This window comes from Spiroplasma clarkii (genome assembly GCF_002795265.1).
GTDB lineage: Bacteria > Bacillota_I > Bacilli_A > Mycoplasmatales > Mycoplasmataceae > Spiroplasma_A > Spiroplasma_A clarkii.
The window spans coordinates 681818-697854 of the sequence record NZ_CP024870.1; the positions used below are offsets into that span (position 1 = coordinate 681818).

Genomic DNA, 16037 nt, shown 5'->3' on the forward strand with positions numbered 1-16037 from the left:
AAACATATCTTTTTTATACATTGTTTTAACATATAGCTGAGATTATAAATTATTTTGAGAAAGGCATTGCTAGTGAAAAAAATATTAAAAAAATTTTGGGAAATATATTTAGAATAACTATAATTGTATTGTAAGAAAGAGGGAAACAAATTATGGAAAGTTCAATTTTAGTAGGCAAATATCTAAAGGAATTTAATACTGAATTATTTAATAGTAAAGAAATCATTGGTTTTAATGGTAAAGATGTGTACTCAGGTGAGTTTTATCTACACAAAATTATGTATCTAGCAAATATTTTTCATTTATTAGTATTTGAAGAAGAGTTAATACCAACTTCAGATTTTTTAAATTGAGAAAATGGTCTAGTTAATATAAGACTAATAAATCCATCAAATGAAGACAATATTGAAATTTCAAATGAAACTAAGGTTTTTTTGAAAAAAATTACTATTTTCTTTAGTGATTCAAAACCAGATGAATTATATGAAATTATTCAATCTGATATTGCTTATAAAAACACTAGTTTAAATGAGTCAATTAATATAAAAAAATTTATAAATTTTTATAAAGAAGAATATGCAGAGGCAATAAAAGAATTCAAAAATCTTTAAAAATTTAATTTAGAAACCAATATTTACCACAAAAAAACACTTAAAAGAAAATGGTTGAAACAAATGGGGTAATTTGTTTTGACGATAATGATTAACGTCAATTTATGAATGTAAAGCTATTATAAAAGGCATTTAATTCCAAATAATAATCTTAAATATTACTTTTAAAGTTTTAGTTAAGTTAATTATAAAGGTGAATGCCTTTTTATGTTTTGCTTTTAAAATCTACTAGAAAATTTCAAGAACATTGATTTATGAAAAATTGTTGTTTAAAATATTAATAAGATAAATGAGTATAAATAGTGAAGGAAAGAAAAATGAAAAATATTCGAGAAACATTAGTAAATTTAGCTAAGCAAGAAAATACTAAAGCTAAAAATCTTGATTCCTTTATAGCAAACGCAATTTTAAAAAATTACAATTCAGGAATATTTTTAAACCAAGTTCAATTAGCAGAACAGTGTTTTTTGTCAGCAAGTGCAATCACCAAGTTTTCAAAAAAACTTGGTTTTACTGGATACCGAGAGTTTAATTTTAATTTAAAAAATGAGTATTTAAAGTATTATGTTAAGGATAAGCAAGAGATTAATTCAACTTCAAAGATTAAGAATTTTTTTGATGTTTTTGTTAGTGAAATTAATGAGCAGCTAGATTTTGTCAATGACTTTATTAACATGATTAAAACTGAAAAGCGATTGTTAATTGTATCAAGTTACCAACTTCAAGATAGTGCTAAATATTGCTATGAAATTTTTTCAGAATTAGGAATTGAAGTTGCTTTTCAAACTGTAAGAATAATTAGTAATAAAATACTAAGTACAAAGATAAGTGAAGTTCCAGTGCTATGTTTTTTAGCTGGTCAAGACAATTACTTTTTAGTGGAGTGTTTGAATCGATTAGATCATCAAAACTTAGCCACCAAGCTTTGATTAATTTGTACCGAATCACAAGCAAATAAGGTTGTTAATTTTCACCAAAGATTTATAGTTTCAAAATCTGGTTATGCACCATATAAATTTAGAAAGATATTTATTGATTACTTAATTTTAAATATTTATTGTGAACTTGTGCAATATTTTACAAATTAGAAAGTATAGCACTTTAAATGATAATTGTAGAATTTTCCCAATTTTTCCATCAAAATTATTTTGAAAGGAGAAATTTATGGATAAATTCTTTTTAAAAATATATGCACCATGTGATGGTTTTGTAAAACCGATTACTGAAATCAAGGATGGTGCTTTTAAAACAAAACAACTTGGTGATGGAATCTTTATTGTTCCTGAAACTGATGAATTCTATTCACCACTTGAAAAGTGTGAAATAGCTTTAATTGCTGCAACCAAACATGCAATTTATTTTTCAAAAGATGAAGTCAATGTCTTAATGCACATTGGTTTAGACACTGTTAAATTAGCAGGAAAACCTTTTGAAGTCTTTACTAAAGTTGGTCAAACTGTGCAAAAAAATGATCTTTTAGTTAAATTGAAGAGAAGTGAGCTTGATGAGATTAATTTAGAGACACCAATTTTAGTAGATGTCAGTAACTTTAAAAGTTATAAACTAAATTATGTAAATATCAACAAACACGTCAAAACTGGCGATTTACTGTATGAAGTTGAGTACCAAATCAATACCAGCAAGTCAGCAGAAACTACAGATTTAGTAGTAATGAAACAAGAAATTAACAAGTATCAAGATATTGCTAAAAAAATTTTACAATATATTGGTGGAGTTGATAACCAGACAGATGTTTTTAACTGTATGACCAGATTAAGATTTAAAATTCTTGATAAAAGTAAAGTTGATATAAAAAACATTGAGGCCTTAAAGATTGTAAAGGGCACCAACTGAAATGGAGAACAATTGCAAGTAATTATTGGAGGAGAAGTTTATAAAGTTAAAGATGAAACTGTAAAATTAATTCAAAACAATGGTGAAATAGACTTTTCAACAAAGTTACAAGGTACAAAAAAACCATTTAGACAAAAATTAGCACCAGCAATATCTTCAATTTTATTCCCCACAATTCCAGTTTTAATTGGGGCAGGGATTATTGGAGCATTGCAATCAATTCTAGTGTTAAGTGGTTTATTACGAAATCCATCTGCAACAGAGCCATTACAAAGTTTAGACATGTGAAGTGCATTATTTTTTATTGCTTCAAAAGTTGGTCTAGAACTAATTGGTGTAGTGTTCTTATATAGCACTGTAAAATATTTGAAAGGTGATATTCCCTTAGCACTAGGATTAGCTTTAATGTTGACAAGTCATTACTTTATTGGTGATGGATGAAAACTATTTACTTTATTTGGAAATGAAATTGCCATTAAAACTTATGAAGGTACAGTGTTACCAATGATCGCTGCTGGTTTTTTAGTACATTACTTAAATGAATGAACCAAAAAATGAATGCCTTCATCAGTTGATGTTGTCTTTAGAGTTGCTTTTGTTTCTCTAGTTTGCTTTATTGTAATGATGTTTACAATTGGTCCAATTTTTAAAGTAATTGAGCAATTATTAGCAAAACTTGTCATTATCATTGGTAAACTTCCCTTTGGAATTGGAGTCGGAGTTTTTGCTATGATGTGACAACCACTAGTTTTAACAGGAACTCATGTGGCAGTTGTAACTACCATTGCTTTACCAATGAGTCAAATTCCAGCTGAACCATCAGCTATGTATTCAGCCTTACAAATTGCTATTGTTGGTCAAATTGGTGCAACAATTGCAGTTCTGATTAGAACAAAAAATCAAAAAATTAAACAAGCTTGTATTGCAGGGTTACCAGGAGCTGTCTTTGGGATTACCGAACCCTTGATTTATGGTGTCACTTTAAGAAAGATTTGACCATTTTTCTATGGTTGTCTTGGTGCCTTGGTTGGTGGAGTAGTTGGAGGTATTTTTGGAATAGAACAAGTGGCTAGAACTGGAACTGGTGTAATGTCTTACATTGGTTTAGGGTATGGTACTAATTTAGCTGTTGGTATTATTGCCTCTTTAATTGCTATGAGTACTGCTTTTGCTTTAACCATAGTTTTATATGTTGATCGAAAAAATGAAGTTAAAGAGGCAAAAAAAGTTTTCTCAAAAATCATTAAAGTTTTAAAAGCAGAAAACTATGATTCAAGTAAAGTACTTGAATTAAAAAATAGTTTCAAAGCTATTTGTTTAAAAATGAAAAAGGAAAACAATTTCACTCAATATGAAAAAGCTTTAATTGATCTAACAAAAAATGAACTAGCATTACAAAAACTACAAGATAGTTTTGCAACTAGTAAAGCCAAAAAATATAAAACTGCAATGAAATTTATGCAAAAAGACAAGGTTAAGTACAATAGACTTGCCACAAAATACAATGAATTACAAATTAACGAAGCTAAGTTAAAATTATTACAAGAAAAAAATGAGCAATTTGCTGCAAAGTTAGTTGGTGATAAAGAACTTTATGATAAAAATAATCTTATTTTTATCAAAGAATTTAACAATTTGGTTTCAAAAAACCTAATCAAAGATAAAGAAAAATTAACCCAATTTAAATTAATGTTTGTTAATGCGGTTAGTGCATTAGAAATAAACTATGAAATTATTGAAAAAAATGATATTAAATTTGATGTCTTTAAAAAAACTAAAAAAGTTGAGGTGATTAAAAATGCAGTTTAAATTTCCAAAAAACTTTTTATGAGGTGGTTCAACTAGTGCCTATCAATTTGAAGGTGCATTTGACACTGATGGCAAAGGACCATCAGTTCAAGATACTAGAAAAAACTACCCAAAAGACACAACAGATTTTAAAGTAGCTTCTGACCATTATCATAATTGAAAAGAAGATATTGCTTTAATGGCTGAAATGGGATTTAAATCATATCGTTTTTCAATTGCTTGAACTAGAATTCTTCCAAACGGATTTGGCGAAGTTAATCAAAAGGGAATTGAATTTTATAATAATTTGATTGATGAACTTGTGAAATATAACATTGAACCCATTGTAACAATTTTTCATTTTGATATGCCAGCAAAACTTGAAGAAAATGGCGGTTGACTTAATAGGGAAAATATAGATAACTTTGCAAATTATGCTAAAATTTTGTTTGAAAACTTTGGTGATCGAGTTAAAAAATGATTAACAATTAATGAGCAAAACATTATGATTATTTATGGTGAGATTGTGGGGATTAATTTTCCTGAAGGAAAAAATAAAGTTCAAACCAAATATCAAATTAACCACCACATGATGTTAGCCCAAGCAAAAGCAATTGCTCTTTGTCATAAAATAGTTAAAAATGGTCAGATTGGACCAGCTCCAAATATTTTATCAGTCTATCCAAACTCAAATAAGCCAATTGACCAATTGGCAGCCATGAACATGAGAATTTTTAAGAACTGATTTTTCCTTGATACTTGTATTTTTGGTAGATACAATAACTTGGTGATTGAATACTTAAAAACAAACAAAATTATGTTTGAGATTTTAAAAGGCGATATGGAAACAATTACAGCTAATAAACCTGACTTTATTGCCTTTAATTACTATGCAACAGCAACAGCACAAATGCCACTTGAAGATCTTGACTTTGATGCATTACCTGACCAACAAAGAATGAAGTCAATGTTAGGGATGTTTCAACAAGTTTCAAATGAAAACTTACAAAAAACTCAATTTGGATGAGAAATAGATCCAGTTGGTTTGAGAAATACACTTCGTGAATTATACGATAGATACAATTTACCCTTGCTAATAACTGAAAATGGTATTGGTGGTTATGATGAACTTATTAATGGATTTGTTGATGACACTTATCGAATTGAATATTATCAGCAACACATCAAACAAATGGCTCTTGCAATCAAAGACGGTGTTAACCTAATTGGTTTTAATCCTTGAAGTGCAATAGATCTTGTTTCAACTCATGAAGGTGTGAAAAAAAGATATGGTTTTGTTTATGTTAATAGAGATGAATTTGATTACAAGGATTTAAAAAGATATCCTAAAAAAAGTTTTTACTGATACAAAGAATTACTTGAAAAAAATTCAATTGAAATTGATTAAATTTAAATAAAGAGACAGCAGCTTTTATGTCTCTTTTTTACAATTAGATTTTTTATAGCAATAAATCTAATAGTATTAATGTGAAAATAGTGTAATTAGAAGCAAAAAATAGCACTCAACTATTTTAAATCTATAAAAAATTATATAAAATATTAGTGTTTAAAGGAGTCAAAAATGAAAAAAGCATCACTAATAGTCAACCTTTCATGCCTAGCAGCGATTATCATACTTGCCCCAGCATTTTGATGAATTGCTTATTTAATAAATGATACTATAGATGTCAATGAAAATTATTCTATTATTTCTATCTTCAATCTAGATTTTAGTGTTGCTAATGGAACCTTTTATACTAACTTTCTTGGTATTTGTGGGCTGTCATTAATTGGTTCATTTTTCTTCTTTGCTGTTGTTTTTGGGTGAGGAGTTTTTAGTATTATTTTTGAAGGTAAACTTGTTATGAAAAATAAATTTACAAAGAAAAATTGGTATGCCAATTATTTTTGTAAATACTTCTCTTTTTTCATTATAATGGTAGGATTTGTAGGTTTGCTCTTTGCATTTTCAATAATACTAACTTTTTCTAAATCATATATTGAAATTAAAAACTATAAATACCATGTTTTTGGTCCAGCCTGAGATTATATTGATTATGGTCGACCACAAATGTTTATTATTTTTAGTAAAATTTTAGTAGCATCAATTTTGTTTGTGATGCTACTTGCTGCTCTTTCAATTATATTGCTGATAGTTAATGTATTTTTAGCATTTATCAATCACAAAAAGTTAGTACCAGTTCAAGAGGAAAAAGAAAATAAAACTTTGGGCTGAGAAATGCCAACAGATATCTCTGCAGAACCATTAAAAGCACAAATCAAGGACTTTAAAGTAGTTGAACCATTTATTTATACAAATCCAATTTGAACCAGTACAACCTTTACTGCTGAAACTAATGATGAGTTTTTGAAAGAAACCTTTTTAAAACTTAGCAATCTAAAAAACCCACAGTTTCAAACTTTAAGAGCTTTTGCAAAGCAAAATCCATCTAGTTTACAGTTCAAAAACCATGAATTAGCAATAGTGGTTTATCCCTTTGTTTTAAATCCAGGTGAAGTTTTTAAATGAGTTAAGACTAAACTCTTTTTGGATAAGGCTCAAAAAATGATTGCAGTTTGTTACTATCATTATGCTACTCAATTAGCAATTTGTTTAGAAGAAAACTTAAAAAATTTCTTAGCTACTCGTCAAGTTGATTTATTACAAATTCCTGAATTTGTTGAAAAACTTAAAGAAATGGCCCAAAAAGCTCTAAACCATTTCTTTGAAAAATTTGAAATCTTTTTGGCTGATAATTACCGAACAATGCACATAACAAATTTTGCAATTTTTTATAATTTTGCTGGTGAAATGCCATTTTTTAGCAATGTATTAGATGGACTTGAAAATCTTTTTATAAAATATGATTTACTATCAGCAAAAATTGCTAATGATGCAGGTGTTAAAGCACCAAATCAGATCTTTAAACTTAGTGAGACTAAGGTTGAGGCAGCACTTGCAGATTTAAAATTAACCAAAAAAAGTACTAAAAAAGAATTTCAAACCACATATAGAGAGTTTTTATATAGACTTCACCCAACTCAACCTTGAAATGTTATTACTCCTAAAATTTCAGTGGATCAATTGCATCAACATAAAGTCACTTTAGATAGGTATTTTGCAAATAGACGAGCAGAAATCACTAATAAATACTTATTAAAATAGACTACTAGATTTTTAATGGCAAAATAACCAAAAAATTTTGTAAATATCTTGGCAAAAACAAAAGGTGCAAACCTTTTTTTGTTTTTTGGCATTTTTAATGTGCTTTAAATTTAAAATTTAACACTTATAATATTGAAAACTACGCGAATAAGTGTATAATACTTTTAGGCATATAGTTATGCCACATGTATGAAAGGGAACAAAATATATGAAAAAATTATTAGGGTTACTTGCAGCAACTGGGTTAGTTGCTAGCACAGGATCTACAGTAATTGCTTGTGGAGAAACCACAGATTCAGCAATTACAACTGAGGCAATTAAAACAGCTGTTATAGCTTTATTAGAAGAAGGAAAAAGTGATTATACAACTACAGCATTAAAAACATTATTAGATAATGAAGAAAATGCAATTACTGGAGTTGCTTCTTGAACTGTAGCTGCAAATTCAGGTGTGGCCTCAACAGCAGTATTTACATTCGATGTTGCAGAAGGGCATGTTTTAGATGATGATGCTGAAAAAATTACTGGAACATTTGAGATAGCAAACCTTTTAACTACTACACCAACAAAAGTTACAATTGATGAACTAAAAGAACAAGTTGAAAATGAACTTGAAGAAGATTCATATGCTAACATTGATGCATTAAATGAAGCATTAGAAGATGTTGTAGTAAATGGATTCTCTAGCTTTTCAGCAACTGCTGATGGTACTGTGAATGCAACTGTTACATTTACAGTTGCAGCTACTCATGAAATTACAGGTGGAGAAACAGAATTTACACTTGAAGATATCATTGGTGAAGCAGAAACTATTTAAATAAAAATATATTATTTATAAAAAAATAATCAATTTAAACTGTTCAAAACAAATTTGAACAGTTTTTTTGTTTGTCATGTCTTCTGTAAACAAATGACCATTTTCTTTGATAATTCTTGACAAATCACTTATAATATAAATATATAAAAAGGGAGTTGTAACTTATGATTAAGAATTTTTTAACCAAAGAAGAGAAAAAAATATTTTCAAATCGTGGTTGAGCTAAGATAAAAAAAGAAGACTTCTTTAGTTACATGGAAATGGAGCAAGCAGCTTTGGATTCATTGGTTAACAGTGCAGCAATTTCTAGTTTTAAAAACCCGCTTTTAGAAGAAAATATTGCCAAACAAAGAAAAGTTGTAGATATTTTAAATAAATACTATTATGAAGTTATTTTACCAGATGAAAGTGTCACTGATAGTTTTGACATTAATGAAAAGGAATTTGAAAAAGAATTAAAAATTTATAAAAGAATTCAAAGAAGATAAGGAAAAAAAGCAATGATCAAGCAAGCAAAATTTATAAAATCTGCAGCAGCTAAAAAGGATTGAATTGATGATGCTATTCCTGAAGTTTGTTTTATTGGAAGAAGTAATGTTGGTAAATCAACTTTTATTAATGCTTTAACAAATCAAAATAAACTAGCAAAAACTTCAAGCACACCAGGAAAAACAAGACTTTTAAACTTTTTTGATATCAATAATAACTTGTTTCGTATTGTTGATGCACCAGGTTATGGTTTTGCTCGGGTTAGTCACAGTTTAAAAGCAGAATTTGGAGCAATGATGGATGATTACTTGGTTAATCGTTCCAACTTGAAAGGTGTTTGTCAATTGGTAGACTTAAGACACAAGCCAACCACTGATGATGTTGAGATGTATAGTTTTTTTAAGCACCATAAAATCAAAGTTTTAGTAATTGCCACAAAAAGAGATAAATGCAAACGTAATGACATTGTTAAAAATGAAAAATTAATTAAAACCACTCTTGATCTAGCTGCCAGTGATTTGTTTTTATCAATTTCTTCAACTAGTAAAGAAAATTTAGCACAAGTATATGGTTTACTAGAACAATTGCTAGAAATTAAGTCAGATTAGTACAAAAAATGAATATTTAAAACAACCAATGACAAATTTTGTTTAAATTTAAACAAGTTTGTTAACAATGGTTGTTTTTTTGTCAAAAAGTGATAATTTAAAAAATTTCATTGAAGTAATTTCATTTTCTTTCAAACTAACACTTTAACTAGTTGAAATTAAAAGGTTTTATTTAAAATAACTATTTTAAGTTGATAAACTTCAATAACACTCCATAAAATAACTTTTAAATTTTAAAACAAATTTTATTTATGAGTATTTTTAGTTTTTTTAAATATAATAAAAACATATTTTACTAATAGTTTTATTATTGTTCGGGATACTAAATGACAACTTTAGTATGTGATAAGCAGGTAAAATTTTAATAAAAAAAGGAGTAAAAGAAATGAAAAGATTATTAGGACTTTTAGGAGCCATTAGTTTAACAGCTTCTGCAACTGCTGGAGTGGTTGCATGTTCACCAACAGGTGAAAGTGCTGAAAAAATTACAGAAGCTTTACCAGGTTTAATGTCTCAATATAGTAAAGCACTATTTATAAGTCAACAAGGAACTACAAAATCAAAAACACATGTAAGTTCAGATTATATTTTTGCAAATATTTTAGGAAACCAAAAATTTAGTGATTTAGGAATAGAAAAATTAGCAACCAGTAATGAATTAACTGGTGATGATACTTTAAATAGACTTTCTGAAAAACATTTAGATGTTTTGAACTTAACTAGCAACGCTGAGTTAAAAGGAAATGTTTATCTTGGTGGAACACTTGATTTAGAAACTGAAGTAGATTCAACAATTAGTTCTATTTTAAGTATGGCCCCAACCATAATTGGTCTTTTTGCAAACCCAGCAAATGCTGCTAATGCAATTTCATCAATTACTAGCTTGATTGATATTGAGTCGCTTTTATCTGGTGACTTACTAGAACAAGTTAAAACAATTGCTTCAGATGAGAACTTAACTCATTTAGAAGCTGCCTTTAGCAATGATGTTTATAAAGATATGGACTTTATAGATGCAATGAATTCAACTATGATTGGTTTAGCAAATGCTATAGAACAATTAGTTAACCAAGATAAAGCAACAATTTACGATTATAAAACAGTTGATGAAATCAACAAGAACTTTAAACTTGCCATTGAAGGTCTTGGACAAAACATATATGGATTAATTGATGGAACAAAAGCAATTTCATTTGATATTTCAAAAGACATGTTAGCAGTTGCAGAAATTATCCGATTTGTTAGAACTTTACTTGTTTATTTAAATACATTTACCTATGAAGAAATGACAGGGGATTTAATCACAATTGAAGAAATGACTGAAAAAAGGAAAATTTCAGTTCAAAGTGTTGAAAACAAAATGGATTTCAAAAATGTCATTAGTGTTTTAAAAGCAATTGTGCTTGATGAAAACAATAAAGGTGACATTGTTTTAAGAAACTTCTTGGGAGCATTATTTATGACTACTGTTGTTGATAAAAATGGAGCAATCATAAAGGGTAACATTTACTCAGTTCGTAGTGAAAGCTATAATGAATTTCCAGGATCTGCTCTAGGATATAGACCAGCTGGATATGCACCAATTTTGTCAAACTTAGTTGTTGCCATGTTGGGTGGAGAGATTAAAATTGAAGTTGAAGCAGGGATCATCTACTATTGTCCTGTAATAAGAGCAGTACTTGATAGTGGAATTAGAGGAACTTCAAATGTTAAAAATGTTCAAGGGATTTCTGAAGTTATGGATGCCTTGCCAACAATGGCAGATACTTTGCCAGATTTCATTGGTGATGCTTTACAAAAAATTAGTGGTAATGGAGATTACGATAAATTTAAAGAATCATGAATTAGTTACTTGTGAAATAATGATAACAAAGAACTAAACTTTACCTTAAAAGGATTTTTAGACCAACCTTTAACAGGGTTAATGTCATTATTTGGAACTAGTGAATATGGATTTGATCAAAAAACAAATTCAGGATTTGATTTTCTTTTGAAAAAAAGCTTAAAGGAAATTGTGGTTGATTTAGCAGCTGCAGTTGAAAATAAAGAAACTGCAGTCTTTGACTTTGAAAAAGTTGCAGACTTGATGGCTTTACTGAAAAAAGATAATGCACTTGCAAATACTTTAAATGAACCTGCAAAATTCTTTGAAGCACTTGGTTATGTTGGCGGGGAGAACCCATCAATTACTCCAGGAAGTCCACTTGAAAAACTTGTTGAAATTTTAAGTGAATTAAACTGACTGGTTAATGTGGCAAACACATTTTCAAAATGAGTTAAAGATTATCAAACTGAACTTGACAGTATTAGAGTTGAAGTTGAAGAACAGTTAAAAGGTCTTAAAGTTACTGGTCTTTCAAACAAAGATGGATCTTATGAATATAAAGTAACCGATGGAACTACAACTGCAAATTATACAATCAAACTTACTGCAGTTGAAGGTAAATCAACAGTTACTAGCATTGATGTTGCTTAAAAACTTTAGATTAATTCAAAAAAACAGTTAGTTACAACTAACTGTTTTTAGATAAAATTAGTTTCCAACACTTATAATGGAAATTAACGCATTTTTTTAAAACTAATTTAGTTAATTTTATAAAAGAACTTTTAAAATTTAAAATAAATTTTATTATACAAATAGGCACTTACTTTTTAAAAATGTTTAAGTTAAAATTACACTTGAATTACAAGGAGGAATTATGATTTATAACAAGTTATCACAAAAATGAAAACTAGGACTTGGGATTGGATTAATCTCTTTTGGAGGAGCATTTTCTCTAACTGCAGGTTTAATGGCCATTCCTGGTATGGGGTTAGAATCATTAAAGTTTATCAACAGTGTTGAAAAACAAATTGATGTTATTCTACCAAAAGATAAATATGTTTTAGATGGAAAAAGCATGGCATATGATATTGTTGTGGAAAATTCATTAAAAGCATCTTTTGCCGCTGATGCATTATCAACTTTAGACTTTAAAAGTGATGATAAAGACGGAACATTAAAATCTCAGTATGAGGCATTTGCAGATCAATGATGAGATAAATATTGAAAAGAAAAAACTGATAAAAAAGAGGACACTGACTTAAATGCCATTGGTAAAAACATGATTGAATTTGACAAAGCAGTTGCTGACAAATTCCATTCATATGGTTATGTACACACTGGTTGAGGGTGATTATTCTCAAAAGGTAGTTTGAGTGACACTTTTTCAAGTGACTTTCAAGCTTTTGCAGGGGCACAACAATCAATTTGAGATCAAGCTGATTATGAAGCCACTCTATCATGACAACCAACAGGTTTAAGCAAATTTAAAGTAACAGGTGCCAATGGGGGAAACATTGTTAACAATAAAGTTTGATTGTTAAACCAACAAATTGATGGTCTAAAACTATTAGTTTCTTTAGGAAATTTAGACCTTGGGGGAATCTTAGGTAAAAGTGCCAGTCCAAGATTGGACTTGAACCTAGGGGTTTTAAAAAACAAAGATTTAACTGAAAAAGATATTGCAGCTAAAATTACAGTGGCTGACTTATATCATCCAGATTTTACTACTGCAATTGGAACTCAAAGAGCTGCCATAGTGATGATGTTTATGTCAATAGTTATTCTACCTGCCAGTGTTGGTTTGGGAGTTTTAGCTATTATAGAATTTAAAAAAGGAGCATAAGTAAATGAAAAAATTATTAACATTTTTAATGTCGACAGGACTTATTGTTCCTACTGTTACTGGAGTTGTGGCTTGTTTGCCAGCAACCAAGTTTGACCCAACAGCAATTGGAACAGGTATTGACACTAGTGGAGCACTTGATGATAGTATTTCAAGTGAGGAGAATGAAAAATCAGATTTTACAAACTATTATATTGTTGGAGATAGTTTAAGTGATGTTGATGGTATCGGAACTTATATGGTTAAAAAACTACAACCACTTTTAGACCAAGTCATTGGAAATCTAACTCAAGGTATCCCAATTCCAAATCTACAAAATTTGAAAGTTAACCTAAAAGTAGCCCTTGATGGAGATGGTTACGGATTTGCAGATGCTGATGATAACCATCATAGTGCTTTCTCAAATGGGGGAACTGCTGGTTATTTATTAAATGAAGAATTGGGATTTAAACCTATGAAAAGCAGCAATATCTTTGTAACTGAACCAAATGATGATGATGGTGAAGGTTACGGGAATAACTATGCAGTTGGAGGTGCCACTGCAGCTCAAATGGATGGTTTCATGGGAAGTATTTTAAATGATGCCACAATTGAAAAACAAACTGTGGCATTAATCAAGCAACACAAAATTAGTACAAATGACTTAACATTCTTTGAAATTGGCGGAAACGATCTATTTGCCATGATCGACAATTACAAAGATACAGCATTAGTTGACAGAGTATTTAATGAAGGGATTAAATCAATTAGAACTGGGATTTACAATTTATTAAATCATGGAATGAGTAAAATTTTATTTATGACACCACCAAAAATGAATGAAGTACCAAAATATGGTGCATTCTTCAAAGAAGATGCAAATGAAGAACAAAAAGCTCAAGCAAAATTCATTGAAGAAATTGGTGAAAAATATCAAAAAGCAATTTTGGATATAATTACTGAAGTGAACACTTACTATGAAAACAAAGTTGAAGTATTTGATTTATATAATGAATTTGCCGATATTTTAGACTGATTTAAAAATAAAGATGTAGACAATAACATTATTGATCAAGGTTATACAGATGAATCAGGAGGGTACTATGTTTTAAATGATGAAACAAATGCCCTGTTACCAGGTGTAGCCAAGGATGATTTTATTTATGAAAAAGATGATTATAAAAACGGAATCGTCACAATTGCAGAGTTCATTCAAAAAATAACTGAGTTAGCAAGTCTTGCAGGTGGATTTAGTAAATCTGCTAGAAGTTATCAAACAAGAGCAGAAGGAACTCAAACATATGTACAACTATTAATGCTTGGTAGAAACACAAAAAATCCTACATGAGACATTAAAAATTACTTTTTCACAGATTATGTTCACCCAACAGCACAAGTTCATGAGTATGTTGCAAAATTACTTGCTAAAAAATTCGATCTAAAATAATTTAAGAACTAGCAACCTTACAATAGGTTGTTTTTTATATAGAAACCATAAGTTGAATTAAGTTCAACAAATTGTATTTTTTAAAGTAAATATCAAAAGAAGTGATTAGTTAGTAATTACTTTTTTTAATTGACTTGTGCAAATATTTTTTACAATTTTAAAAAATATTCAACAAACTTAAAATTTTCGCTTATAACTAGTGTTTTAAAGGAAATATTGAAACACTAATTATGTGATTGAGTTGCTAAATAATTGGGTATTGTGTAAAATATTTTAGTTAGGCAAATAATTTGAACTTTTTATTGAATGAGTCATTTACCAATCACGAAAGGAGATAAGAAAGTATGAAAAAAATTTTAAGTTTATTGTCAGCAATTACTTTAATTGGACCTGCAGTCATTACAACAACTTCTTGTTCATTTTTTAAAATGAATGAACTTGATAAATTATTAAGTTTCAGAGAAATTGATTATAATGATCCAAGCAATATTCCAGTGATGATAAGAATGCAAGATGATGTTTTAGCATACCGAGCAAATTATTTTAAAAACATCCAGTTAGCTGTTAGAGCAGAGTATGAAAAATATTACCAACAATTAGCCAACAAAGAAAAAATTGATGTTGATATTACTCAAAACACCAAAGTACCAGTTAAGAGTGGTTCAGTTGACTATGTCTATTTAGGACAGCAAGCAATGGGTAATTATTACCCCAGAGCCACAGAGTTGCATGAAATTAACCGTTATGAAGTTCCAAATTTTAGAGCTTTAAATGATTTAGGTTATACACTTTATATTAACAATTCTAATGACGAAAAAATTGAAATTATTAATGTTGATGCAAGCAAAAAAGCCATTAAACACAATGATTTAGTCTATCAACCTCTAACAAATACTAACAAAACTGATTGTGTTTACTTTAGAACGACTAACAATGTCACTGAAAAAACAGCCACTGGTTCTTCAAAATGAAAATTCATTGCAGTAAATGATCTGGGAGATATTATTGAATCTGAAACAAATGCTTATGGTAATTCTTCGTTAACAGTAAGCATTAGTGAGTCAAATCCTGAAAAATCAAAATCTTACTTAAATTATAAACTTGGAGATTGATTGCGTTATGAATATGTTAATGACATTAATTTTCAAGCTTATGAATTAACAACAATTTTATTGTGTTATGTTGAAGCAATTGGAAACTACATGTCTGTTGTTGAATTAATTGAGAGAAACTCAGACTTGGTAGATTATAGTGAGTTAATCCATGGAATGGGAAACATTAAATCAGGGAAATTTGATGGAGTTACTGGGGCTTCAAGTCTTTACACCACCATTAAATATGGTTACAATTTTGAATTGTTTACTTTAATGCAAGCTGATGGAGAAACTACAATGGGAATTAATCTAGATCAAAATGATGATGTCCCAGCCCCAGGTCTAACTGAATTCACCAACTTAGGTCTAGATACAACTCCACTTCAAAGGGAAAAATTAAGTTTTAACCCATATTTAATGTTAGATCAAAAAATTATTAACTTTGCAAAAAGAGTTTGAAATCTTTATTTAAAACTTGATGCTAAACAAATTGAAATATTAAAGGAGCATAACTAA

Annotated in this window: 12 protein-coding genes; all 12 read left to right on the top strand. The window is 28.9% G+C overall.

Going from position 1 to position 16037, the window contains the following annotated elements; all coding sequences use genetic code 4:
• Window positions 1-152: 152 nt before the first annotated feature.
• A complete protein-coding gene (locus tag SCLAR_RS03055; RefSeq protein ID WP_100254470.1) occupies window positions 153-611 on the top strand; it encodes a hypothetical protein in 459 nt (152 codons plus the stop codon).
• A gap of 317 nt (window positions 612-928) precedes the next feature.
• Window positions 929-1699 (top strand): MurR/RpiR family transcriptional regulator, encoded by a 771-nt coding sequence (locus tag SCLAR_RS03060; protein ID WP_100254471.1) that lies wholly within the window; start codon window positions 929-931, stop codon window positions 1697-1699.
• Between the two features lie 76 nt (window positions 1700-1775).
• Window positions 1776-4274: a PTS sugar transporter subunit IIABC gene (locus SCLAR_RS03065; RefSeq protein WP_100254472.1), complete on the top strand. Its 2499-nt coding sequence runs from the start codon at window positions 1776-1778 to the stop codon at window positions 4272-4274.
• On the top strand, window positions 4264-5661 hold the full coding sequence (locus tag SCLAR_RS03070) for a glycoside hydrolase family 1 protein (RefSeq protein WP_100255222.1): 1398 nt from the start codon (window positions 4264-4266) through the stop codon (window positions 5659-5661). Before SCLAR_RS03065 ends, SCLAR_RS03070 begins: the two co-directional genes overlap by 11 nt.
• Before the next feature lie 174 nt (window positions 5662-5835).
• Window positions 5836-7419, top strand: a complete 1584-nt coding sequence (locus SCLAR_RS03075) for a hypothetical protein (protein WP_100254473.1) — start codon at window positions 5836-5838, stop codon at window positions 7417-7419.
• A 208-nt stretch (window positions 7420-7627) separates the two neighbouring features.
• Complete coding sequence (locus tag SCLAR_RS03080; RefSeq protein WP_100254474.1) at window positions 7628-8236, top strand: lipoprotein; 609 nt, start codon at window positions 7628-7630, stop codon at window positions 8234-8236.
• 164 nt (window positions 8237-8400) lie between these two features.
• The gene (locus SCLAR_RS03085) at window positions 8401-8724 is read left to right on the top strand and encodes a hypothetical protein (RefSeq protein WP_100254475.1); all 324 of its coding nucleotides are present in this window, start codon (window positions 8401-8403) and stop codon (window positions 8722-8724) included.
• A 12-nt stretch (window positions 8725-8736) separates the two neighbouring features.
• Complete coding sequence (gene yihA, locus SCLAR_RS03090; protein ID WP_100254476.1) at window positions 8737-9333, top strand: ribosome biogenesis GTP-binding protein YihA/YsxC; 597 nt, start codon at window positions 8737-8739, stop codon at window positions 9331-9333.
• A 385-nt stretch (window positions 9334-9718) separates the two neighbouring features.
• On the top strand, window positions 9719-11809 hold the full coding sequence (locus SCLAR_RS03095; RefSeq protein ID WP_100254477.1) for a lipoprotein: 2091 nt from the start codon (window positions 9719-9721) through the stop codon (window positions 11807-11809).
• A gap of 223 nt (window positions 11810-12032) precedes the next feature.
• A complete protein-coding gene (locus SCLAR_RS03100) occupies window positions 12033-13001 on the top strand; it encodes a hypothetical protein (RefSeq protein WP_100254478.1) in 969 nt (322 codons plus the stop codon).
• Between the two features lie 4 nt (window positions 13002-13005).
• Complete coding sequence (locus SCLAR_RS03105) at window positions 13006-14427, top strand: SGNH/GDSL hydrolase family protein (RefSeq protein WP_100254479.1); 1422 nt, start codon at window positions 13006-13008, stop codon at window positions 14425-14427.
• Window positions 14428-14771: 344 nt separating this feature from the next.
• Entirely contained in the window at window positions 14772-16037 is a 1266-nt protein-coding gene (locus SCLAR_RS03110; RefSeq protein WP_100254480.1) for a hypothetical protein, read from the top strand.